The sequence below is a fragment of the Bifidobacterium sp. UTCIF-38 genome (assembly GCF_006454495.1).
GTDB classification, from domain to species: domain Bacteria; phylum Actinomycetota; class Actinomycetes; order Actinomycetales; family Bifidobacteriaceae; genus Bifidobacterium; species Bifidobacterium callitrichos.
Window position 1 is genome coordinate 20,685 of record NZ_JFAL01000022.1, and the last position, 21,675, is coordinate 42,359.

23 protein-coding genes and 1 pseudogene are annotated in these 21,675 nt (G+C 62.1%); 13 read left to right on the top strand and 11 right to left on the bottom strand.

Annotated elements, in window-relative coordinates:
- Positions 1-6: 6 nt before the first annotated feature.
- The 4 genes from BW11_RS07320 to BW11_RS07335 all read left to right on the top strand — a co-directional run bounded on the left by BW11_RS07320 (position 7) and on the right by BW11_RS07335 (position 3,197).
- Positions 7-999, top strand: coding sequence for a zinc-binding dehydrogenase (locus BW11_RS07320; protein ID WP_140445149.1), 993 nt, complete (start codon positions 7-9; stop codon positions 997-999).
- A 71-nt stretch (positions 1,000-1,070) separates the two neighbouring features.
- Positions 1,071-1,568 (top strand): 5-(carboxyamino)imidazole ribonucleotide mutase, encoded by a 498-nt coding sequence (gene purE, locus BW11_RS07325; RefSeq protein ID WP_043167070.1) that lies wholly within the window; start codon positions 1,071-1,073, stop codon positions 1,566-1,568.
- Positions 1,552-2,793 (top strand): 5-(carboxyamino)imidazole ribonucleotide synthase, encoded by a 1,242-nt coding sequence (gene purK, locus BW11_RS07330; RefSeq protein ID WP_258184586.1) that lies wholly within the window; start codon positions 1,552-1,554, stop codon positions 2,791-2,793. Before purE ends, purK begins: the two co-directional genes overlap by 17 nt.
- A gap of 8 nt (positions 2,794-2,801) precedes the next feature.
- Positions 2,802-3,197: a Fur family transcriptional regulator gene (locus tag BW11_RS07335; protein ID WP_043167072.1), complete on the top strand. Its 396-nt coding sequence runs from the start codon at positions 2,802-2,804 to the stop codon at positions 3,195-3,197.
- Positions 3,198-3,293: 96 nt separating this feature from the next.
- Here the strand turns inward: BW11_RS07335 and BW11_RS07340 are convergent, their stop codons facing one another.
- Both BW11_RS07340 and BW11_RS07345 read right to left on the bottom strand, forming a co-directional pair.
- A complete protein-coding gene (locus tag BW11_RS07340; RefSeq protein WP_140445148.1) occupies positions 3,294-3,995 on the bottom strand; it encodes a DUF4143 domain-containing protein in 702 nt (233 codons plus the stop codon).
- 44 nt (positions 3,996-4,039) lie between these two features.
- Positions 4,040-4,387, bottom strand: coding sequence for a lectin-C (locus BW11_RS07345; protein WP_181162536.1), 348 nt, complete (start codon positions 4,385-4,387; stop codon positions 4,040-4,042).
- Between the two features lie 275 nt (positions 4,388-4,662).
- On the opposite strand from BW11_RS07345, the pseudogene BW11_RS12050 reads away from it, so the two are divergent.
- A pseudogene (locus tag BW11_RS12050) lies at positions 4,663-4,792 on the top strand (sortase); the annotation flags it as partial.
- 282 nt (positions 4,793-5,074) lie between these two features.
- Here the strand turns inward: BW11_RS12050 and BW11_RS07355 are convergent.
- Positions 5,075-5,578, bottom strand: a complete 504-nt coding sequence (locus BW11_RS07355; RefSeq protein ID WP_107041517.1) for a Fur family transcriptional regulator — start codon at positions 5,576-5,578, stop codon at positions 5,075-5,077.
- 478 nt (positions 5,579-6,056) lie between these two features.
- Between BW11_RS07355 and BW11_RS07360 the strand changes: the two genes are divergently transcribed.
- The 5 genes from BW11_RS07360 to BW11_RS07380 are packed head-to-tail and all read left to right on the top strand — an operon-like array spanning position 6,057 to position 12,699.
- The gene (locus BW11_RS07360) at positions 6,057-7,826 is read left to right on the top strand and encodes an ABC transporter ATP-binding protein (protein WP_258184585.1); all 1,770 of its coding nucleotides are present in this window, start codon (positions 6,057-6,059) and stop codon (positions 7,824-7,826) included.
- Positions 7,823-9,757, top strand: coding sequence for an ABC transporter ATP-binding protein (locus tag BW11_RS07365; protein ID WP_140445146.1), 1,935 nt, complete (start codon positions 7,823-7,825; stop codon positions 9,755-9,757). The genes BW11_RS07360 and BW11_RS07365 overlap by 4 nt, the downstream gene beginning before the upstream one ends.
- 26 nt (positions 9,758-9,783) lie before the next feature.
- Positions 9,784-10,416 (top strand): MptD family putative ECF transporter S component, encoded by a 633-nt coding sequence (locus BW11_RS07370; protein ID WP_140445145.1) that lies wholly within the window; start codon positions 9,784-9,786, stop codon positions 10,414-10,416.
- A gap of 4 nt (positions 10,417-10,420) precedes the next feature.
- A complete protein-coding gene (locus BW11_RS07375; RefSeq protein ID WP_107041508.1) occupies positions 10,421-11,191 on the top strand; it encodes an energy-coupling factor transporter transmembrane component T in 771 nt (256 codons plus the stop codon).
- Positions 11,188-12,699, top strand: coding sequence for an ABC transporter ATP-binding protein (locus BW11_RS07380; protein ID WP_219846735.1), 1,512 nt, complete (start codon positions 11,188-11,190; stop codon positions 12,697-12,699). Before BW11_RS07375 ends, BW11_RS07380 begins: the two co-directional genes overlap by 4 nt.
- Positions 12,700-12,702: 3 nt before the next feature.
- On the opposite strand, the gene BW11_RS07385 is transcribed toward BW11_RS07380, so the two are convergent.
- The 8 genes from BW11_RS07385 to rpmB all read right to left on the bottom strand — a co-directional run bounded on the left by BW11_RS07385 (position 12,703) and on the right by rpmB (position 17,067).
- Positions 12,703-13,635, bottom strand: coding sequence for a TIGR03943 family putative permease subunit (locus BW11_RS07385; RefSeq protein ID WP_308810578.1), 933 nt, complete (start codon positions 13,633-13,635; stop codon positions 12,703-12,705).
- Positions 13,636-13,680: 45 nt separating this feature from the next.
- Positions 13,681-15,348 carry a metal ABC transporter solute-binding protein, Zn/Mn family gene (locus tag BW11_RS07390; RefSeq protein WP_140445143.1) on the bottom strand — a complete coding sequence of 556 codons (1,668 nt, stop codon included), beginning with the start codon at positions 15,346-15,348 and terminating at the stop codon, positions 13,681-13,683.
- Positions 15,349-15,434: 86 nt separating this feature from the next.
- On the bottom strand, positions 15,435-15,602 hold the full coding sequence (rpmF, locus tag BW11_RS07395) for a 50S ribosomal protein L32 (protein ID WP_140445142.1): 168 nt from the start codon (positions 15,600-15,602) through the stop codon (positions 15,435-15,437).
- Complete coding sequence (gene ykgO, locus BW11_RS07400; RefSeq protein ID WP_043167076.1) at positions 15,602-15,724, bottom strand: type B 50S ribosomal protein L36; 123 nt, start codon at positions 15,722-15,724, stop codon at positions 15,602-15,604. Before ykgO ends, rpmF begins: the two co-directional genes overlap by 1 nt.
- A gap of 32 nt (positions 15,725-15,756) precedes the next feature.
- Positions 15,757-16,014, bottom strand: a complete 258-nt coding sequence (locus BW11_RS07405; RefSeq protein ID WP_107041511.1) for a type B 50S ribosomal protein L31 — start codon at positions 16,012-16,014, stop codon at positions 15,757-15,759.
- 73 nt (positions 16,015-16,087) lie between these two features.
- Complete coding sequence (gene rpsN, locus BW11_RS07410) at positions 16,088-16,393, bottom strand: 30S ribosomal protein S14 (protein ID WP_043167078.1); 306 nt, start codon at positions 16,391-16,393, stop codon at positions 16,088-16,090.
- Between the two features lie 201 nt (positions 16,394-16,594).
- On the bottom strand, positions 16,595-16,765 hold the full coding sequence (gene rpmG, locus BW11_RS07415; protein ID WP_140445141.1) for a 50S ribosomal protein L33: 171 nt from the start codon (positions 16,763-16,765) through the stop codon (positions 16,595-16,597).
- A gap of 62 nt (positions 16,766-16,827) precedes the next feature.
- The gene (gene rpmB, locus BW11_RS07420) at positions 16,828-17,067 is read right to left on the bottom strand and encodes a 50S ribosomal protein L28 (RefSeq protein WP_043167117.1); all 240 of its coding nucleotides are present in this window, start codon (positions 17,065-17,067) and stop codon (positions 16,828-16,830) included.
- 8 nt (positions 17,068-17,075) lie between these two features.
- Here rpmB and BW11_RS07425 point away from each other — a divergent pair, with 8 nt between their 5' ends.
- From BW11_RS07425 to BW11_RS07435, 3 genes are all read left to right on the top strand, one after another.
- Entirely contained in the window at positions 17,076-17,909 is an 834-nt protein-coding gene (locus BW11_RS07425; RefSeq protein ID WP_258184584.1) for a hypothetical protein, read from the top strand.
- Positions 17,910-18,128: 219 nt separating this feature from the next.
- Positions 18,129-19,067 carry a metal ABC transporter solute-binding protein gene (locus tag BW11_RS07430; protein WP_140445140.1) on the top strand — a complete coding sequence of 313 codons (939 nt, stop codon included), beginning with the start codon at positions 18,129-18,131 and terminating at the stop codon, positions 19,065-19,067.
- 345 nt (positions 19,068-19,412) lie between these two features.
- Positions 19,413-21,458 (top strand): LTA synthase family protein, encoded by a 2,046-nt coding sequence (locus BW11_RS07435; protein ID WP_258184591.1) that lies wholly within the window; start codon positions 19,413-19,415, stop codon positions 21,456-21,458.
- The last annotated feature ends 217 nt before the right edge of the window (positions 21,459-21,675 follow it).

A 21,675-nucleotide genomic window follows, 5' to 3' on the forward strand; every position in this document is an offset into this window, starting at 1 on the left:
ACGCCGATGAAGGCCGTATACGCCGCCACCGTGGACAACGACAACCCGCTCTCCGCACTCGCCGTGGGCGATATGCCAGCCCCCGAACCCAGACCGTACTGGTCCACGATCTCGGTCAAGGCCGTGACCGTCAACCACCACGACCTGTGGAGTCTCAAGGGCGTGGGACTCGCCGCCGAACAGACCCCGATGATCCTCGGCACCGACGCGGCCGGCGTCCTCGATGAGGACATCCCCGTGCGACACGGGCTCAAGGCCGGCAGCGAGGTCGTGCTCTACACGTTCGTCGGCACCGACGGCGCCGGCGTCATGCCGGGGGAGCGGCGCACGATCCTGTCGGAGAAGTACGCCGGCACGATGGCCGAGAAAACGCAGGTGCCCAGCGCCAACGTGTTCGCCAAGCCGGCGAACCTCACCATGGTCGAGGCCGCTGCGCTCGGCACCAGCTGGCTGACCGCCTACTCGCTCGTCTTCACCGCCGCAGGAGTCAAGCCCGGCGACACGATCCTCGTGCAGGGTGCGGGCGGCGGCGTCTCCACCGCGGCGATCCAGCTCGCGCACGCCGCCGGACTCGAGGTGTTCGTCACCTCACGTTCCGCGGACAAGCGCGAGAAGGCGCTCGCGCTCGGCGCCGACGCCGCGTTCGAGACGGGCGCGCGGCTGCCGCGCAAGGTCGACGCCGTCATCGAATCGGTCGGCGCCGCCACATGGTCGCATTCGGTGAAGTCCGTGCGCCCCGGCGGCACGATCGCCATCTGCGGGGCGACCACCGGCGACCAGCCCGGCGCCGAACTGACCCGCGTGTTCTTCCAGGACATCCGCGTGCAGGGCAACACGATGGGCTCGCGCGAGGACTTCGCCCGCCTCCTGCGCTTCGTCGAGCACGCCGACCTGCACCCGGTCGTCGACTCGACCTTCGACGGCCTCGAATCCGCCCCCGAGGCGTTCGCGCGAGTGGTCGGCGGCGACATCTTCGGCAAGGTCGCGATCAGCCTGTAGGGCGCTTCCGCGCGGACCGCATAGAGGAGTACAGTAAGACCGTATTCTCAATAACGCGGAGGTAAATGATAATGACGGACACCAAGCCCGAAGTCGCCGTCGTCATGGGCTCTTCCAGTGACTGGGAGACCATGAAGCGCGCCTGTGACATCCTCGACCAGTTCGGAGTCGCCTACTTCAAGCAGGTGATCTCCGCGCATCGCACGCCGGAGCTCATGGCCGACTTCGCGCACAACGCGCGCAAGAACGGTCTCAAGGTCATCATCGCCGGAGCCGGCGGCGCCGCCCACCTGCCCGGCATGATCGCCGCACAGACCACCCTGCCCGTCATCGGCGTGCCGGTGCGTTCCCACGCGCTGTCCGGCTGGGACTCCCTGCTCTCCATCGTGCAGATGCCCGGCGGCATTCCGGTCGCCACCACCGCCGTCGGCAACTCCGGCGCCACCAACGCGGGCCTCTTGGCCGTGCAGATGCTCTCCGCATTCGACGAGGGGCTCGCCGCCAAGCTCGAGGACTACCGCAACGAACTCAAGGAGAAGGTGGCCGAATCCAATGCCCAGCTTGTTTGAGGAAACCCACGGCGCCACGCAGATGCTCCAGCCGGGCGCGACGATCGGCATCATCGGCGGCGGCCAGCTCGGCCGCATGATGGCGCTGTCCGCCAAGTACATGGGCTTCCGCATCGGCGTGCTCGACCCCACCCCGGACTGCCCGACCGCGCAGGTCGCCGACTTCCAGGTCGTCGGCGAATACGACGACAAGACCGCCATCCACGATCTCGCCGAGAAGTCCGACGTCCTGACCTACGAGTTCGAGAACGTCGACGCCGAATCGATCGACGAGGTGCGCCATCTGGTCGCCGCCCCGCAGGGCACCGACCTGCTGCGCGTCACGCAGGACCGCATCAACGAGAAGACGTTCATCAACAAGCACGGCATCGAGACCGCTCCGTGGCGCGAGGTCAACGACTTCGACGAGCTCGAGGCCGCCATCGACGACCTCCACTACCCGTGCGTGCTCAAGACCCGCTCCGGCGGCTACGACGGCCACGGCCAGCATGTGCTCAGGAACGACATGGATCTGGAGAAGATCCGCGCCCGCGGCGATCGCGGCGGCGGCTTCCCCCCGTCCATTCTCGAAGGCTTCGTCGACTTCGCGTTCGAGGCGTCGATCCTCGTGTCCGGCAACGGCAAGGACTACGTCACCTTCCCGATCGTGCGCAACGACCACCGCAACAACATCCTGCATATGACCATCGCCCCGGCCGAGGTCTCGCCCGAAATCGCGAAGACCGCGCACGAGATGGCGCTGGCGCTCGCGAAGGGCTTCGAACTGGCCGGCACGCTCGCCATCGAGCTGTTCGTCACCAAGGACAACCGCGTCATCGTCAACGAGCTCGCCCCGCGCCCGCACAACTCCGGCCACTACACCATCGAGGCGTGCTCGATCGACCAGTTCGACGCGCACATCCGCGGCATCGCCGGATGGCCGCTCATCCAGCCGAAGCTGCTGAGCCCGGCCGTCATGGTCAACGTGCTCGGCCAGCACGTCCTGCCCACGCGCGCGCAGATCGCCACGCATCCCGAGTGGAACGTGCACGACTACGGCAAGGCGCAGCTGCGCCACAACCGCAAGATGGGCCACATCACCGTCCTGACGGACGACACGGCCCGCACGGTCGCCGAGCTCGAGGCCACCGGCTGCTGGGATGATCTTCAAGCTTATGCGCGCCCGTTCGTCAAGCCCGTGCCCGCTGGTGCTCCGGCCGCCGGGAAATCCGGGAAAGAGGCGTGACGGTTCGCATGGTTGAACACATCGAACGTCAGACCAAACAGAAGGACGCGATCCGAGCCGCGCTCGCCGACTGCGACGAGTTCATCTCCGCGCAGGACCTGCACCGTCGGCTTGAGGATTCGGGATTGCGGATCGGGCTGGCCACCGTGTACCGGCAGCTCAACGCGCTCGCCGACTCCGGCGCCGCCGACACGATCCGCCTCGACGGCCAGCAGCTGTTCCGCCTGTGCGGCGACGACGGGCATCACCATCATCTGGTGTGCCGCAAGTGCGGGCGGACCGTCGAGATAGACCCGCCGAGCGAGGCATGGCTGCGCAAGGTGGCCGAGGGCCACGGCTTCACCGTCGAAAGCCACACGCTGGAGGTCTTCGGCCTGTGCCCCGAGTGCCAGCGGGAGCAGTAAGCGACGGTCAGATAGCGGCATTAAACAGCGAGGCCTCGGCCATATGGTCGAGGCCTCGCTTATGTGGTGTGCAGTGCGGATTCGGACGATACGCGATTATGGCTCCTCGATGATGATGTGCTCGGGCTGCGGCTTTTCGATGAACATCGTCATATACCAAGGCATGTAGGTGATGGCCGGTTGATCGTCGTCGACGGATACGTTGTCTGCGCACAGCACGATCGCTTGGCCCAGCCCCCATTCCCTGACCGCCAGCAGATTGTTCAGGGCCGCATGCCTCGTGTAGCCCTTGCCTGATTTCGCTTCGATGGGAATGACCTGTCCGTTTTGCTCGATGAGAAAATCCGCTTCGCCAATCCGGGCGCGGTCGTAATAGTAAGGCTCGAGCCCATGGGCGAGCAATTCCTGGGCTATCAGATTCTCCAGAAAGCTGCCCCAGTTGATGCCGGCATCACCGGTAAGCAGTTCGCGGCGCGCGTCTCCCATACCGAATGCGCTCAGCAGGCCGACATCCGCCATGAACACCTTCATCAGGCTCCGGTGCTCGTTGATCTTCAGAGGGCTGACCGGTTCGGTCACGTTGCGGCAGGGAATGACCACGCCGGCGTCCGCGAGCCACCTGAAATCGCTGGCGTAGCGTTCCATGCGTGCGCTTTTGGACAGGTCGGCGAGAACGAACCGCTTGTTCTTCTTGTCGAGCTGAGAGGGGATCGCGTCGAAGATGGAGCGGATGTGCATCTTGGTGGCGGCGTATTTGGCGATGTCCTGACGGTACAGATCGAGAATGCCGCGCTGCACACTCCCCACTTTCGTCGAAGCCGTTTCGTGGCTTGTGCCCGAGATCAGGCGGCGAGCTCGGCTTTGAGCTCCTTGAGATCGGCGAGGATCTCCTCGTGGCACTTCTCGTTGGTGTCGAAGGCGAGGTGGCAGAAGGCGCACTCGTGGCCTTCGCGGTTCTCGTGGCAGGCGTGGATGCAGGCCTTGCCCTCGCACTGCTCGTCGGAGCCGTGCATGCAGTCGTTGTCGTCGCAGCAGTCACCGGTCAGGCAGCAGCCGCAGCATCCGCATGCGGCAACGCCGTGCTCGTGCTTGGTGACATCGAACTTGGCCAGCGTGTCCTTGCAGACGGCGAAGGTGCCTTCTTCGGTGACGATCTCGTAGGCGTGCTGGTCGATGGTCTTGATGGTCATTGTTTTTCCTTTCAGTGTTTGTTCGTCTGCGACTATAGGGCTGCAGGTGGCAGCGGCGAAAGTTAGTGAAAGTGATTATCAGGCCCATTGGTGCCGTCTTCTCGTGCGTCCGTTGCCCAGCCGGGCCTCTCGGCTGGCGCTCTGGGTGCCGCCACCCCATGCATTCCGGCACACCGCCCGGCCAGTTCTTCCGTCCGGTGCGTCGAGCGCCTCCGCCACCGTGAGCCCAGACACGTCGAATTTGACAATAATGAGAATCGTTATCATAATGTGTGCTGACGATAATTAATCCCGATGATGTATCAAAGCTGCTGATTCTGCCGGGTGAGGACCGCGTCACGTTGATGACCTGCACGCCCTACGGAGTGAATACGCAACGATTGCTGGTATCCGGAATCAGAGTGCGCGGCATTGCGAAGCGAAGTTCGGGCATCTTAGGGGAGCGTGGTGTCTTGGCGGGATTTGGCGTTTTTGCCGCCGTTGGCACGGTCGGCATAACATGTGTGGTCGTGCAAGTGCGTGGGCGTCGAGTATGCGAAAACGTGCAAATGAGACATGGACGGCGATAGGCGTCGGTGTGGGTACAGGTGTTGGTCTGGTTCCGACGCAAATGGGACTTTTATCGTCGGTGTTGGGACAAATTTTGACCCAGTGCCGACGCTGGAGGCCAGTAGCGTCGGTGTCGAGTCACGATTCGGCGGGCTGCCGACGATTATCGTCGTCTGGCGTCGTCAACGGTTTATTCTTTGGAGCGGTGCCGACGCTGAGTGATGGTTCAATGTCATGCTTCGCCGCGCACTTGGGGCACAGGCCGAAAATCTCCAGTTCGTGGGCGATGTCCTGATACTTCAGTCGCTTGGCGGCGTTGTCAATCCACTGCTCAAGCCCCGGAATCTCGATTTCGATGGTCCGCCCGCATTCGCGGCACACGATGTGATGATGGTGATGTTGGTCCGAGCATTCGCGGTAGAAGGCCTCACCATTGACGTGGATTACGTCGAGCTCGCCTTGAGAGGCCATCATCTGCAGATTGCGGTAGGCGGTGGCCGTGCCGATGCGCGTGCCGCGCTCGCGCAGGATATCGGTGATTTCCTGTGCCGTGGCGAATCGGGACAGTTCCGCCAAAACCTGGGTGATGAGGAGTCGGGGCCGCGTCACACGCCGGGTGGTCGCGGTTTGCTCGATACTCATGACGTTCTGCCCCTTTCCGGTAATAAATGATACTCATTATCGTTATTAAAGCAAACTCGGTGAGTCGTCATCAGTTTGTCCAGCATCGCGTCTATCAATGATATTGATATTCGTTATCAGAATAGACGTAGAAAGAGGCATATTGACTGCGGACGAAGTGTGCGGAAAACCGGGCATAGTGGCCGAATGATTTCGGCCGATGTGCCGGCTGCGTGCCGAATCGCGGACCAAACATTGTAAGCGTTTTCCAGAAAAAGAACGGTCTTGTTCTTCATGAAATTAGTCAATACCGTGGTTGGCGATAGCCATGAATCACGGCGCAGTAGCGCATGCCAATCGACATGGCTGGCGGAGAAAGGGAAGCATAATGACGGATACTGGTCCGGTCGTAGAACAAACGGCGGCAAACAGGAAAAACAAAGCCAAACAACGATCCTCGATTGCGCAGCTGCTGGACTACGCAGGTTCATACAAAGCGTTGACCATATTCGGCTGCGCGCTGTCCGCAGTGCATGCGGTGCTGGACATGCTGGTGCTCATCTGCATCTGGTTCGTGGTGCGTGACCTGCTGGCCGTGGCCCCCGACTGGAGCCGCGCAGCCAACGTAGGCCGCTACGCCTGGTGGGCCATGGGATTCGCCGCCACGGCGCTCGTCATCTACTTCTTTGCCTTGGCCTGCACCCACTTGAGCGCGTTCCGCACCACCTCGAACATTCGCAAGGCATGCATGCGCCACGTGATGAGCCTGCCGCTCGGCTGGTTCGACTCGCATCCCAGCGGCGAGACTCGCCGCATCATCGACGGCTCGGTCGAGGAGACGCATGCCGTGATGGCGCATCGATTGCCGGACCTGGCCGCCGCAATCACCACGCCGGTGGCGTTCATCGTCGTCTCCTTCATTTTCGACTGGCGCATGGGAATCGCCTGCATCATCCCGATCATCCTCTCCGCCGTGCTCATGGGCATCATGATGGGCACCGGTGCCGGCGCGAATTTCATGGAACGCTACCAGAAAGCGCTTGACACCATGAACAAGTCGGCCGTCGAATACGTGCGCGGCATCCCCGTGGTCAAAACCTTCCAGCAAACCGTGTATTCCTTCCGCGCCTTCAACCAGACCATCAACGAATACCGGCAGATGGCGTTCCGCTACTCGAAGTTCTGCCAACCGGCGCAGGTCGCGCAGCTGGTGGCCATCAACGGCACCTTCGCGCTGCTGGTGCCGCTGTCGATCGTCATCGCCTCGAACGCCGGCGATTTCCGCGGATTCCTGGCCGATTTCCTGTTCTACTGCCTGTTCAGCACCATCACGGTGCCGATGATGACCAAGGTCATGTACTCCACGCAGTCCTTCATGCAAGCCGACGATGCGATGCGCCGACTGAACGGCATTCTCTCCGCCGAGCCGCTGCCGCAACCCGACGCCGCGCATGTCGGCAAGCCCCAAGACAACAGCGTGGAATTCCGCGACGTGACCTTCTCCTATGACGGTGCCGATCGTCCCGCCCTCAACCGCCTGAGCTTTACTGTGCCGCAAGGTTCCACCGTGGCAATGGTAGGCCCTTCGGGCTCCGGCAAGACCACGGCCGCCAGCTTGGTGCCCAGGTTTTGGGATCCGCAATCCGGTGCGGTGCTCATCGGCGGCGCGGACGTGCGCAGCATCCCCGAAACCGAACTTATGAAACACGTGGCGTTCGTCTTCCAGAACGATCACCTGTTCGCCGAATCGCTGATGGATAACATCCGCCACGCCCGGCCCGAAGCCACGCGCGAGGAGGTGCTGGCCGCCGCGCACGCCGCCCAATGCGACGACATCATCGCCAAGTTCCCCGACGGACTGGACACGATGATCGGCACCGGCGGCGTATATCTGTCCGGCGGTGAGACGCAGCGCATCGCCTTGGCCCGGGCCATCTGCAAGGACGCGCCGATCATCGTGCTCGACGAGGCCACCGCATTCGCCGACCCGGACAACGAGGTGCGCATCCAGAAAGCCTTCGAGCAGCTTGCCAAAGGACGTACCGTGCTGATGATCGCTCACAGGCTTACCACCGTGCGCGATGCCGACAACATCATCGTGCTCGACCACGGGCAGGTGGTCCAGCAAGGCACCCACGACCAGTTGATTTCCACGAACGGACTGTACGCGCGCATGTGGCGCGACTATGAGACTTCGGTGACCTGGACCGTCGCGGCGGGCGATGCCGCGAACGCCGACGCCGAGACCAGCAAGGAGGTGCAGCGATGAGCACGCGCGACACGAAAACCGCCATTGACCGGTCCATCGACGAAGCGATCAAAACCGCCGCAGTGGGTGGCACCGATACGGCGACGCCGACCATCGACTACCGGCAATTGGTCGGCAGGCCCGCGAAACCGGGCAGCTTCCGCGACCGATTCGTCCTGACCCAAACCGGCGGCAAGGCACTGGTTTCCGGCGCCATCGCCTGCGCGGTCGGCAACTTCAGTCTCATGCTGTCCATGGGCGTGATCTATCTGGCTGTGAACCGCTACGTGAACCATCTGAGCGACCCCGGCGCGCCATTGCCTGAATTCTGGCCATTCGTAGCCATGAGCATCGCAGTGCTCATCGTCATGTTCCTTGCGCAATGGTGGCAATACGATTCCACCTATAACGAAATCTACGGCGAATCCGCGCGCACCAGATTGTCGTTGGCCGAAAAACTGCGCATGCTGCCGATGTCGTTCTTCTCCCGGCGCAGCATCGCGGACCTGACCACCGCCGTACTCACCGACTGCGCGTCGCTTGAGCAGCTGTTCTCGCACGTCATGCCGGAACTGTTCGGCACCACGGTCTCCACCATCGTGGTATCGGTCGTGCTGTTCATCTACGACTGGCGCATGGCGCTCGCCATGATCTGGGTGCTGCCCATCGCCGTTCTGCTGCTGCTGCTCAGCCGCAAGCTGCAGCAATCGCTGACCAGCGCCTTTACCAAGGCGCGCCTGTCCGTGGCTTCCGGCATTCAGGAAAGCCTGGAATGCGCGGCCCAGCTGCGCGCCAGCGGTCAGACGGACCGCTATCTGGAAGGTCTGGATCGCAAGATCGACGCCGCCGAACATGCGCAGGTCCGCAGCGAACTGATTCCGGGAACTATCGTTTCCGGTGCGCAGATCCTGCTCACGGTCGGCAAGGCCTCGATCATTCTGGTCGGTGCGAACCTCATCGCTGCCGGCGAGACCGACTTCGTGACCTACATGATGTTCCTGCTGTGCGCGGCCCTGATCTACGCGCCCATCGCCGTGATCTTCGAATCGATCGCCGAACTCATGGAAGTGGATATGCATGCCGCACGTCTGCGTGAAATCCACCGCGAACCGGTGCAGCAGGGCTGTGAGCGGTTTGAGCCGAACGGTCACGATATCACCTTTGCGCACGTCACGTTCTCCTATGAGGGCGATGCGGATGGCGCAAGCAAGGTCAGCGCGGATGCCGTTGATTCCTCGACCGATGAGGACGCCGTACTGTCCGACGTGTCGTTCACCGCGCGTCAAGGCGAGGTCACCGCACTCGTCGGCCCGTCCGGCGGCGGCAAGTCCACGGTGACGAAACTTGCCGCTCGCTTCTGGGACGCCGATTCCGGTACGGTCACGGTCGGCGGCGTGGACGTATCCGGCGTGGCGCCGGAAACCCTGCTTACCGATTACGCGATCGTTTTCCAGGATGTGGTGCTCTTCAACGACACGATCCGTGAGAACATCCGACTGGGACGCCGCGGCGCCAGCGACGCCGAAGTGCTCGCCGCAGCGCAGGCAGCGAACTGCGACGAATTCGTCTCGTTGTTGCCCGACGGATACGACACGGTCATCGGCGAGAACGGTTCGACCTTGTCCGGAGGCGAACGCCAACGCATCTCCATTGCCCGCGCGCTGCTCAAGAACGCGCCGATCGTGCTCCTGGACGAAGCCACCGCCTCGTTGGACGTGGAGAACGAAACCAAGGTGCAGGGCGCGCTCTCCCGCTTGTTGCGCGACAAGACCGTGCTGGTCATCGCCCACCGCATGCGCACGGTGCTGAACGCCGACAAGATCGTGGTGCTCGACGGAGGCCACGTCGTGGAGGAAGGCACGCCGGCCCAGCTTATCACCGCCGGCGGCGAATTCGCCCACATGGTCGCCCTCCAGTCCGACGCCCAATCCTGGACCCTCCACAAGCAGTGAATTCAACCAACAGAAAGAAGCCACAGATGACCCAGTCATCAACCTCAACAACTCCAACCACATCCCAGCCGCACGCCCCCAAGCGCAGCCTCGGCCTCAAGCCCAAGGACTGGATCTCCGTCGGCGTGTACGCCGTCATCTACATCGTGCTCGGCTATGCCGTCGCCATGCTTGGATACATTCCAGTGCTCATGCCGTTCTCCGGCGTATTCATCGGCATCGTATGTCAGACCCCGGTGATGCTGATGGCCCTGAAGGTGCGTCACATCGGCGTATTCACCGTGTTCGGCATCATCACCGCCCTGCTCATGGGCCCCGGCCAGATTCCCACGATGGTATGCGCCGTGATCGTCGGCATCCTCGCCGACCTGATCTGCCACTTCGGCAGCTTCACAAACCGGAACCTGCTGATTCTGGCCGTCGGTGTGTTCAACATCTGGAGCTACGGCAAGTACATCCCGTTCTTCTTCACCCGTGACGCATACCTCGCCCAACTGGCCAAAGGATACGGCCAAAGCTACGTGGACCAGGTCTCCGGTCTGTTCCCGATGTGGATGGCGTGGCTGATGCCCGTCCTGCTGTTCGTCTCCGGCGTAATCGGCGGCTGGATCGCCTCGAAACTGCTTGCCAAGCACTTCGAAAAGGCTGGTCTGGTCTGAGCTGATGGGTGGAACTCAACCGGAATCCGCAGCAGTTTCAGGTATCGGCGTCCAGCCGTATCGGGGCTGGCTGCGCTGTGATCCGCGCACCAAGATTACGCTGGTGTTCACGGTCGGCTGCTTCTGCGTGACGCTGATGGGCGGTGATTCGCCCTCGGTGTACGTGATGCGACTGCTGCTGTCCCTGACGCCGATCCCGTTGCTGCTGCTGACCCGGCATATCGGGGCCGGTATCGGCTACGCGCTGTGCGTGGTCGGATTCACCGCGCTCGCGCGCTTCGCCCTGCCGCTGCTGACCGGTGAGGTCAGCTGGCTGCTCTACGCCAGCATCGGCATGATGACGCAGATCCTGCCCGGTGCGATGATCGCCTACTGGATGCTGGCCACCACTACAGCCAGCGAATTGATCGCTGCCCTGCAGCGGATGCACGTGCCGTTGGCCATCACGGTGCCGATTGCCGTGATGTTCCGGTTCTTCCCCGTGGTGGTGGATGAGCAGCGTTCCATCAACGACGCGATGCGCATGCGCGGCGTGCGGTTCGGCGGCGGCAAGATGTCGCAGATGCTCGAATATCGCGTAGTGCCGTTGATGACCAATTCGGTGCGAATCGCCGACGAGCTAACCCAATCCGCACTGACCCGCGGCCTGGGATATGCCGACCGGCGAACCAGCATCGCGCGAGTCGGTTTTCGTTTGACCGATGCGGTGCTGCTTGCCCTGTGCGTGGCCTGTTTTGCAGTCTGGGGCCTAAGTGTGGTGGGAGTGCTGCCATGAGCATGATTCAGTTCAAAGACGTGACCTTTTCCTATGGCAGCGAGGATGGCGATACCGATGCCGGCAGTGGCAGCGGTAGTATCGCGCCCGGTGTAAGCCATCTTGACCTCACTGTGGAACAGGGGCAGACCGTGCTACTGTGCGGAGACTCGGGCTGCGGCAAGACCACGGTGACCCGGCTGATCAACGGCCTGATTCCACACTATTTCGAGGGCACGCTGTCCGGCCAGATACAGGTGGACGGGCTTGACATCGCGACTACCGAACTGGCCGAAATCGGCCGACACGTGGGCTCGGTGTTCCAGAACCCCAAAAGCCAGTTCTTCACCCTTGACGTGACAGGTGAACTGGCGTTCGGCTGCGAGAACTTCGTCATGCCGCCCGACGAGATTCGTGCCGACATCGCCCGCGAAGCCCGCCGATTCGGCATCACCGAACTGCTGGGCCGACCGCTCGCCGACCTGTCCGGCGGGCAGAAACAGAAAGTTGCCTGCGCGTCCGTATGCACTGCCGGACCTGACGTGCTCGTATTCGATGAGCCGTCCAGCAACCTCGACGCCTCGGCCATCAGCGAACTCGCCAAGGCCATCGGCCTGCTCAAAGCCCAGGGCAAGACCATCGTGATCGCCGAACATCGGCTGTATTGGCTGGCCGATCTGGTGGATCAGGTGTGCTACATGCATGAGGGCCGCATCGAACGGACGATGAATGCCGAACAGTTCCTGGCGTTGTCTGACACCGAACGGCTGGAGATGGGATTGCGTCCAATCAGCGTTGCGCAGATCGCCGACAGTGTGGGAGATCCGAAACTTTCCGACAGCCAGTACATCGTATCCGGATTCCGGTATAGGTACCGCCATCAGCGGCATGATTCACTGGACATCGAGCAGACCGTGATTCCCGCTGGCCGGGCCACGGCCGTGACCGGGCTCAACGGGGCTGGCAAATCCACGTTCGCACGGTGCCTGCAGGGATTGGACTGCCGGTGCAAAGGCGATCTGATCGCACCGGGTGGCGCACGGTTGAACCACGAGGCGCGTCTGGATGATTGCTTCACCGTGATGCAGGACGTCAATTGCGAGCTGTTCGCCGAATCCGTGCTGGACGAAATCGAACTCGCCCAGCCGGTCGAAAACAAGGACGCTGCACTGGACGTGCTACGCCGGCTCGACTTGGACCAGTTCGCCGACCGACACCCGCTCTCCCTGTCCGGTGGGCAGAAGCAGCGCGTCGCCATCGCGGCCGCTCTGGCTTCCGAACGGCGCATCGTCATTCTGGACGAGCCGACCAGCGGACTTGACCTGCGCCACATGCGGCAGGTCGCCGACATCGTGCGCTCGCTGACCGTCGCAGGGCGGACCGTCGTCATCGTCACGCACGACCCTGAATTCGCCATCGCCTCCTGCGACGTCAACATCGGCATCGAACAGGGGCGGGCGGTCGAATCCTATGCATTGGACGTGGCCGGGCGCAGCCGGCTGGCCCGCAAACTTACGGCATCCGTCTGAAAGCTACTGCCAGTAGAAGTAGCCGTTCGGGGCGGTTGCGGCTTTACTGACCGACTGGACCCGCAATATCAGCCCCTGGCGCTCGTGGCCGGCGGAACCGTATCTACCCTGCTTGATGACGGCGTCAACGCTGACCCAGTCGTGGTTGTGCAGAGTGCCGGTTTTGCCAGAGCTGGCCATGAATCCGAACGGGGACATGTCGAGAATGCAGCAGGACATGAACTGGCGTGACAGTTCGAACTCGTCCGCATCGAACGTGCGCGACTTGCTCACAAACCCGGTGACCCGCACATGGTAGTCGACGTAACGCTGCGGATTATGGTCGATTTGTTCAAACCATGAGCCGAACTCATCATCGCTAATCGTGATGGTTTTCTTCGCTGCATCGAGTCCGTGCAGTTGCGAGGCTCCCTCGGGCTTGTGTGAACTGCGCGGGATAGCGATGGCACGGCCACCGGCGTACTCGTCGAAGCCGCCGCTGCCGCTGATGGGCTGGAACGGCACGGCGATCAGCAGTGCCGGAATGATCAGTGCCACCAACAACCGCAATGACGCACGCAATGACGCACGCTCCGTGGTATGAAACAGACCGAGCCATGCTGCAATCGTCAACACAAATAGCAGCACCGCGCCAAAGATCAGGAAAGCGAGCATGGCGGAGACCGGCAGTACGCCGGTCATGCTGGCGGCGATCACCGCATCGGACGTGGAGCACAGCGAGCATAGGAATGCGAGTCCCATTGCTACCAGAATCAGCACTATGGCGCTGGCGTCATCGAGTCTGTTCGATTCGCTGGTCAGTGACGACAATCCGGTGCGCATGATGGAGGCGATAATCGTACCGAACAGCAGAATCGGCATCATTCGCATGAAGTCATCGTGCGTATGCCGAAGAGCCGGAAATATGCGTGTTCCCCGCATACCGACGATACGCATCGATATGCGGGGAACTTTGCACCAATGATTGCTTGGGATGGAGGATTAGTGAGCCAGCATTTCGGTGGCCACTTCCTCCTTGCTCATGGACGCCGGGTAGTAGGTGGGCCAGTTGTCCATCTCCTTCAGGGTCTCCTCCTGCGAGGAGTCACCCATGAAGATGTGGAAGTGGGCGGACTTGCCCGGTGCGATACCGTGATCGGAGAACTGCACGACCTTCGGCGCGCCCTCTGGCACGTCGCCGATGGCGGTGAACAGGAAGCGCACGCCGCGGTTGCCCTTCGCGTAGTCGAGGATCCTGAATCCGTCGTACTTGTAGGTCGCGGTCGCGGTCTTGCCGCCGCGGGTGAAGCTCATCTGGTTGCCCGTGATGACGATCTTCTCTACGTCGGTCTTGTATCCGGTGTCGTAGTACTGCTTGTACTCCTCGGCGGTCATGTCGCCCTTCTTGGCCTTCGCCTCCATCACCGTGTCGAGCGTGCCGTCCTTGAGGAACGGGTACACCGACTGCCATTCGCCCTCGTAATCGGACAGGGTGCGGTCCTTGACGTCCTGCGTGAGGAAGAAGCCGTTCGTGGTGTCGGTCGCCAGCGCCTGCTTGGCGATCAGGGTGAGCCATCCGAGCAACGTCTTCTGGTTCTCGGGCAACTGCTCGGTGGCGGAGATGATCGTCTTGTTGCTGGAGATCGCGGCTTCGTTGAGCTTCTTGGCGAAGCCGCCCATCTCCTGCGGGTTGACGACGAGGATGTCCACATCGTCGCCGGCCACGGTGTCCATCGCGCTCTTCAGATCGGCCGCGGAGGGCTCGGCCTCGCTGTTCATCGCGTTGGTGTAGGTTTCGGGGGTCTTGTCGGTCGCACCGATGTAATCAAGCAGGTAGCTGATGATCGACTCGGTCGCCACGTAGTTGCGTTCGACTCCCGCGGCGCGGCCCTTGTTCACGAGGGCGACGAAGTCGGCGTATTCACCGTTCCACTCGTTGAAGTGACGCTGCACGGTGGCGGCGGTCTTCGAGTTCTCTCCGGCCTCGGCGACGTAGGCGTCGTTGATCGCCTCGGCGGCCTTCAGCACGGCTTCGGGGCTGAACCACACGTGGGGGTTCGTGGAGCCGTGGTGATGGTGGTGATGACCTTCCTCGCCTTCGCCGCCCTCTTCGTGCTCGTGGGAGTGCTCCTCGGTGGCGGTGATGCCCATGAGGTCGCCCACGTTGACGATGCGCTGCCTGTTCTCGTCCAGCTGCGCCTTCTCGGCCCAGCCGTCGTATCCGGCGCCGTTGAGCACGACCACATCGGCCTTGGCGAGCTTGGCCAGGTCGGCGGCGGTCGCCTCATAGTCGTGCGGATCGGCGGAGGTCGAGTTGATCAGCGAGGTGACTTCGGCACAGGAGCCGCCGAGTTGCTTGGCAAGCGAACCCCACTGATTCACCGAGGCGACCACCGTGAATGTCGTGTCGCAGGAGTCCTTGGCGCCGGCCGACGCTGCGGTCGCGTTACCTCCGGCTCCGTTCGAGGATGCCTCGTTTGGCCGCAGGAACGCCACGGCTCCCGCGATGAGCCCGGCGAGCAGCGCGCCGACGATGAACGCGACGATGACGTTGACCGTGCCGTTGCGGCGTGCGGTTCCGTCGACGGCCGGGGCGGTGTCCGTCTGGATGTTGTGATTGGTGTTGTGATTGGTGTTAGGGCCCGGCTGACTGGTGTTCTGATCGGTCATGTCGGTCCTTCTTTCTACTTGTTTCTCTGGTTCTTTGATTTCTCTGATTGGTGTTGTTGGGAAACCGTGCGGACGAGGCTTTGCCCTTACGGTTTCACGTATCCTTTGCGCACGGCTGCGGCGAGGTTCTGCGGAACCTGTACCGTCTCGCCTTCGGGGGTCGTCACCGTGGCGAGCTGCGGTGCCTGCGCCTTCCACTGGGATCGGCGTGTGCGCGTGTTCGCGCGTGACTTCCTTACTTTCGGCAGTGCCATCAGCCTTGCCTCGCTTTCCATCGGGGGTTCTTCTTGTTGATGACGTACAGATGCCCGCGCCTGCGCACGATGACGGAGCCGTCCTTGCGCGCCAGCGAGCGAATCGATGCCTTGACTTTCATATGTGTTCCTATTGGGTTGGTGGTGGATGCGGTTATTTCCGTCCGTACCGTGCGTTGAATTTCTGCACCTGTCCTGCCGTGTCGAGCACGACGTTCCTGCCGGTGTAGAACGGATGGCTGTATCTGGAGACCTCCACGTTCACCAGCGGATAGGTGTTGCCGTCCTCCCACTCGATGGTGGGCAGGCTTGCCGCCTTGGCCGCCAGTGTGGATCGCGTGAGGAAATACTTGTCGGCGGAGCGGTCGTAGAAGACCACGTGATCATATATGGGATGGATTCCCTGTTTCATGTCATATCTTTCGTTGTTGTGCTGGTGTATCCGAAGCTGCCGGGCGAGCCTTCGCTCGCGGTCGTGCGGCGGATCACCAGCTGGATTTGGTGACGCCGGGCAGTTCGCCCTTGTGCGCCTTTTCGCGCAGGTTGATGCGCGACAGCCCGAATTTGCGGTTGAAGCCGCGGGGGCGGCCGTCGATGGAATCGCGGTTGCGCAGTCTGGTGGGGCTGGCGTCACGCGGCAGGGCGTGTAGCTTGCGCATCGCCTCGGCGCGTTCCTCGGCCGTCAGGTGCGGGTCGACGCTGTCGTGCTTGTACTGCGCGCGTCGCTCCGCGAACTTGGCGACCATGCGCTCGCGTTGCAGTTGTCGGTTGATTTTGCTGGTTTTGGCCACTGTGATGCTCCTCGGGAATGGGTGGATTCATTTCTTAGGCAGATTTTTCGTTACTTAGGCACCTTGCCGTCGTGTCACGCACGGCCGATGGCTGTATTCGTGCGGTTTTGCGTATGCGTTCCACGGCGGATGTGCCTAGGAAACGCAGAATCTGCCTAAGAAACGACGGCGTGGCGGATATGGAGACGGGATGGGGTCTTCTTATCGGGTTTCCCGGAAGACGACTCGCCTGCGTGCCACCGGATCGAACTTCAGCAGTTCGAGTCGGTCCGGCGTGTTGCGTCGGTTCTTGCGGGTCGTGTAGGTGAAGCCGGTCCCCGCCGTTGACTTAAGGGTGATGACCGGTCGGATCTCCGATGATTTGCTTGACATGGTTGTCGCTTTCGTTGGTGTGGTTCTGCGGACGTGATCGTCGGTTGGTTGCCGTCGCGGGTTCAGCGTCCGTGTGACGCGCGGCGTTCGATGCGTGCCAGGGCCGCTTCGATGCCGATGCGGTCGATGGTCTTCATGCCTTTCGCGCTGACCGTCAGTGTGACGTAGCGCCCCTGCGAGGGAACCCAATACCGCTTGGATTGCAGGTTCGGGCTGAAGGTTCTGCGGGTTTTCCTATGCGAATGGGACACGGTGTTGCCTGTGGAGGCATGCGTGCCCAGCAGTTGACATTGTTTGGGCATGTCCACGAGTGTACCATAATGATAATCATTATCAACAAACGTGTGTCGTGAAAGGAAAACGCATGATTCATCCATCGCTGGGATATGGGGAAAACGAGGCCGGAAACGTCGAAGGCTTCACTCCGGTGGTGTTGCTCACCGGCGCCGACAGGCTGAGTCTTGACGCGGCGGTCTTCTCGCTGGTCGACTCGCATCCATCGGTCTGTTCCATCGTCTACGACGTGCGTCCGGACGAAGCCGCCGAATCTGGGATCGTTCTCGTGCGCAGCGTCTCGTACGCGGGTGTGGATGGCGTCCGGATCGGCGGGTCGGAGACGTTGCCTGTGGACGACTGCTGCCTGTCGTGCTCGGTCAAGCATGACGCCGGTCGGACGCTTGGGCAATTGCGCGACCGTACCGACGCGTTCCTGATCGTCCTGCCCGTCGGCATGGAGGCGGTGCCGGTGATGCAGTATCTCGAGGACTCCTTCCGGCTGGACGCATGGGGCGAGGCGATGCGTGTCGCCGCTATCGCCGATGTCGTCGGATTGGATGAATTCGAGGAGCGGTTCTTCGATGACGATCGCCTGTGCATGTATGGCGTGGGGGAAGAGGGTGTCTTCGACGATCGTTCCACGGGTGCCGTGGTCGTACGTCTGATTCACGAGGCCTCGCATGTGCTGCAGCTTCCCGTGGTCGGCGCCGGCTGCCTCACGCGCCATGTCGATGCGGTCGGCGAATGCCGCTGCCGCGAGATCGTCCGCGCCGTGGCGGCTCGCGGTGCCGTGGTGTACGAGGATGCGCACGATGTGTCGCTCGATGATCTGGTGGTGAGGTCGGAGGACGTCGTCGAGTCGGTCTGACGGCGTGTTCTCCTATAGGACTCCTATGGGACACGCCGATTACTAACGCAAATGATAATAATTCTCAATACGTGTTATGCTGTCGTGTTGGTGACCGGTTGAGGGAAGACCGAACGGCCTGTCTCAGGCCTCAGGGGTCCTTGGACCCTAGGCCTCCAGGCCCCAGTCTGGACCGATCGCGAAAGATGTCATTGCAGGTGCAATAGAGAGGAACGCATCATGACTGTCATGTCCAAAGCCAAGCGCGCGCTCGCGCTCGTCGTCGCTTCCGCCGCACTGTTCTCGGTGGCGGCATGCGGATCCGGATCATCCGCCTCCGCCGGAAACGCGGCCGACTCCGCCAAGTCCGATGCCGCCGCGAGCGGCAGGATCGAGGTCGTCGCCTCGATCAACCAGTGGGGCTCGCTCGCCCGCGACCTCGGCGGCGACCACGTCGAGGTCACCAACATCATGACCAAGACCGATGTGGAGGCCCACGACTACGAGCCCACCGCGCAGGACGTCGCCAAGTTCGGCTCCGCGAAGGTGGCCGTCGTCAACGGCGCCGACTACGACCCGTGGGCGTCGAAGGCCGCCGAATCCACCGACGCCACGCTGGTGGACGCCGCCGAGACCGCCGGCATCAAGGAGGGCGACAACCCGCACGTGTGGTTCTCCGCCGATGTGCGCGATTCCACCGCCGACGCGATCACCGCCGCCTACCAGAAGGCCGATCCCGACAACAAGGACGCCTACGCGGAGCTCAACAAGCAGTGGCATGACAAGGAGGACGAGCTCGAGAGCAAGATCAAGGAGACCTCGGCCAAGACCAAGGACCTGCCGTACGCCGCCACCGAATCGGTCGCCTGGTATCTGGCCGACGACCTCGGCATGAAGGACGCCACGCCGACCGGATACGCGCAGGCGTCGGCCAACGAGAGCGAACCGTCCGCAGCCGACATCAAGGCGTTCCAGGACGCGCTGAAGGACGGCAAGTCCATCAAGGCGCTGGTCTTCAACTCGCAGGAGGCCAACTCCACCACCGATCAGATCACCTCCGCAGCCAAGGAGGGGAACGTGCCGGTCATCGAACTGACCGAGCAGATGCCGCAGGAATACGATGATCTGCTCGACTGGATGAGCGCGCTCGTCGACGATTTCGCCTCCGCCGTGAAGTAGTGAGGTAATTGCGGAAGAGCGGATCGGGAAGGGGCCGCAGCCGAATATCAGGGGAAGGCCCGCATGAATCAGGGTGTCTCGGGGATGGCCCGAGGCACCCTTTCCGTTAGAGTGAATGGTTGAGAAAACGTGTGGAAACCGTTAGCTCTTTGGCTTTTCCAAGGTTAACGGAAGACAATATGCGACTGGACAACAGGTGAACCATGCCGTGCGGCGTCGTCGCACGGTTCCGTCATGCCATGTGGGGGCATGACCACATACACATATGAACGGCCATGAACGGAAACGGCAACCGAACGTAGGAGTGGAACGGGCAGTATGAAGCAGCAATCGGACGCGGAAACGATGGGTGACATGACGCGTGGGAGCAACGTCGCGGGCGCAGGGCTCCGTTCCAGGGAGTTCCCCGGCTGGTTGTACGGCGTGCTGTTCATCCTCTTCGACATCGCCGCCGTGGCGATCCTCGAGGTCGGCGTGAGTCTCGGCGCCTCCTCCCGCGTGACGCTTTCCAGCCCGGACGTCGGCTGGGACTTCGTCGGCAAGATGTTCAACGTGCACGGTCCGAACTTCGTCTTCCTGCTCAACGTCCTGCTGGTCGGCGTGCTGTATCTGGCGCTGCTCATGCTGTTCAACCGGTTCTGGATCGCGACTCCGGTGCTCGTTGCGGCCGCCATCGTCGTCGCGGTCATCGAGCATTTCAAGATCTCGATCCGATACGAGGCGATCCTGCCGTCCGACCTGAACTTCCTCAAGGCGGACGCCGGCAACCTCATGGGATTCATGCCGGCCGGCGCGCATTGGACGATCCTGCTGGCCATCGCGGTGTTCGCGGTGTTCGTCGGGCTGTTCGTGTTCCTCAATCGAATCGACGCTCGTCGAGGCCGTATGTTCCGCGGTTCGGACCGTCAATCGAAGTCGATCAACGCGATCGCGCGACTGCTGCTCATCCTCGTGCCCGGCCTGTTCTTCGGCCTGTACGCGATGCAGGTGAGCACCGTCGGCTCATGGGCGAAGAGCCTTGCCACCGTGATGGGCGACAAGCCCTCGATGTGGGATTCCGTCTACGACGCGCAGCGCAACGGCCCGCTCGTCGCGTTCATGCGTCAGGTCAATCCGAAGGCGATGGACAAGCCGTCCGATTATTCCGAGGAGACGATGAAGCAGGTCGTCGCGCGCTACGAGAAGGCCGCGAAACAGATCAACGCCTCCCGCAAGTCCAGTCTGACCGATTCGACCGTGATCTACGTGCTGTCCGAATCGTTCTCCGACACCTCCCGTGTGCCCGGGCTTAAGGTCAACAAGGATTCGATGCCGAAGATCCGTGCGATCAAGGAGGGCACCACCTCCGGGCTCATGCTCTCGTCCGGCTACGGCGGTGGCACCGCGAACCTCGAGTACATGGGCCTGACCGGCCTGTCGATGGCGAACTTCGACTCGTCCCTGACCAGCCCCTACCAGCAGCTCGTGCCCGGCGAGCACTGGACGCCGACCATCAACCAGATGTGGGGCGCCGCGAAGAACTCGATCGGTCTGCACCCGTACGAGTCGTCGATGTACTCGCGGGCCACGAATTACAAGAAGTTCGGCTTCTCGCACTTCTACACGCTCACCGGACCGGACGTCATCTCCCATCAGGATAGGATCGACGACAGTCCGTACGTCTCCGACGCCGCCACCTACCAGAGCACGCTGGAGGAGGTCGAGAAGACCGACTCCAACCAGTTCCTGCAGGTCATCACCATGCAGAACCACATGCCCTACCACGAGTGGTACAAGGACAACGACTTCACCGCCGAATCCACCACCGGCGAGCCGCTCGGCAAGGACGAGCAGGAGTCGATCGAAACGTACCAGAAGGGCCAGGCGATCACCGACGAGGCCACCGCCGACTTCCTCGACAAGCTCGACAAGCTCGACAAGCCGGTCACCGTGGTCTTCTACGGCGATCACCTGCCCGGCATCTACTCGTCCGCCAGCGAGGACGACAACAACTCTCTTGCCCTGCATCTGACCGACTACTTCATCTGGTCGAACAAGGCGTCCGATTCGCAGGGCGTGAAGATCAACAACGCGGCCTACTCCTCGCCGAACTTCTTCGTGGCGCAGGCGGCCGAGCACATGGACGCGAAGGTCTCGCCCTATCTGGCGTTCCTGACCGAGATGCATGAGAAGATCGCCGCGATGGAACCGCCGGTCGTCAACAAGATCCAGGGCTGGGACCGCATCCCCGAAGGCCAGTCGATCTACCTCGACCACGCCGGCAACCCGATGGCGGAGAGTGATTTCGATGAGGAGACCAAGCAGCTCCTCGCCGACTACAAGCTCATCCAATACGACATCACCGACGGCAACAACTACCTGAAGGACACCGATTTCATGAGCCTGCCGTGACGGTTGCCGCATGCGCACGCAGCGGGAACCACGTTGTGGCACGCCACCTCCGCAAGGAACATCCGTGATGCCCTCGCGATGGCATCGCCCGGTGCCTTGAACCGTAAATTCGACGACAAACGGGGTTTGCGGACTGTGTCACAAGTCCGCAAACCCCGTTTGTCGTCATCCGCCTGTTACCGCCCATACCGTCATGGTCTCCGGCGGTCAGCGCTCC

Bases quoted from the DNA above. Each gene is read 5' to 3' on its own strand.
- BW11_RS07380 (WP_219846735.1), top strand. From the start codon at position 11,188: ATGAGCATGATTCAGTTCAAAGACGTGACCTTTTCCTATGGCAGCGAG.
- BW11_RS07370 (WP_140445145.1), top strand. From the start codon at position 9,784: ATGACCCAGTCATCAACCTCAACAACTCCAACCACATCCCAGCCGCAC.
- BW11_RS07355 (WP_107041517.1), bottom strand. From the start codon at position 5,578: ATGAGTATCGAGCAAACCGCGACCACCCGGCGTGTGACGCGGCCCCGA.
- BW11_RS07385 (WP_308810578.1), bottom strand. From the start codon at position 13,635: ATGCGTATCGTCGGTATGCGGGGAACACGCATATTTCCGGCTCTTCGG.
- BW11_RS07390 (WP_140445143.1), bottom strand. From the start codon at position 15,348: ATGACCGATCAGAACACCAGTCAGCCGGGCCCTAACACCAATCACAAC.
- rpmF (WP_140445142.1), bottom strand. From the start codon at position 15,602: ATGGCACTGCCGAAAGTAAGGAAGTCACGCGCGAACACGCGCACACGC.
- purE (WP_043167070.1), top strand. From the start codon at position 1,071: ATGACGGACACCAAGCCCGAAGTCGCCGTCGTCATGGGCTCTTCCAGT.
- BW11_RS07320 (WP_140445149.1), top strand. From the start codon at position 7: ATGAAGGCCGTATACGCCGCCACCGTGGACAACGACAACCCGCTCTCC.
- BW11_RS07375 (WP_107041508.1), top strand. From the start codon at position 10,421: ATGGGTGGAACTCAACCGGAATCCGCAGCAGTTTCAGGTATCGGCGTC.
- BW11_RS07430 (WP_140445140.1), top strand. From the start codon at position 18,129: ATGACTGTCATGTCCAAAGCCAAGCGCGCGCTCGCGCTCGTCGTCGCT.
- BW11_RS07405 (WP_107041511.1), bottom strand. From the start codon at position 16,014: ATGAAACAGGGAATCCATCCCATATATGATCACGTGGTCTTCTACGAC.
- BW11_RS07345 (WP_181162536.1), bottom strand. From the start codon at position 4,387: ATGACCATCAAGACCATCGACCAGCACGCCTACGAGATCGTCACCGAA.
- purK (WP_258184586.1), top strand. From the start codon at position 1,552: ATGCCCAGCTTGTTTGAGGAAACCCACGGCGCCACGCAGATGCTCCAG.
- BW11_RS07335 (WP_043167072.1), top strand. From the start codon at position 2,802: ATGGTTGAACACATCGAACGTCAGACCAAACAGAAGGACGCGATCCGA.
- rpmB (WP_043167117.1), bottom strand. From the start codon at position 17,067: ATGCCCAAACAATGTCAACTGCTGGGCACGCATGCCTCCACAGGCAAC.
- rpmG (WP_140445141.1), bottom strand. From the start codon at position 16,765: ATGTCAAGCAAATCATCGGAGATCCGACCGGTCATCACCCTTAAGTCA.
- ykgO (WP_043167076.1), bottom strand. From the start codon at position 15,724: ATGAAAGTCAAGGCATCGATTCGCTCGCTGGCGCGCAAGGACGGCTCC.
- BW11_RS07365 (WP_140445146.1), top strand. From the start codon at position 7,823: ATGAGCACGCGCGACACGAAAACCGCCATTGACCGGTCCATCGACGAA.
- BW11_RS07435 (WP_258184591.1), top strand. From the start codon at position 19,413: ATGGGTGACATGACGCGTGGGAGCAACGTCGCGGGCGCAGGGCTCCGT.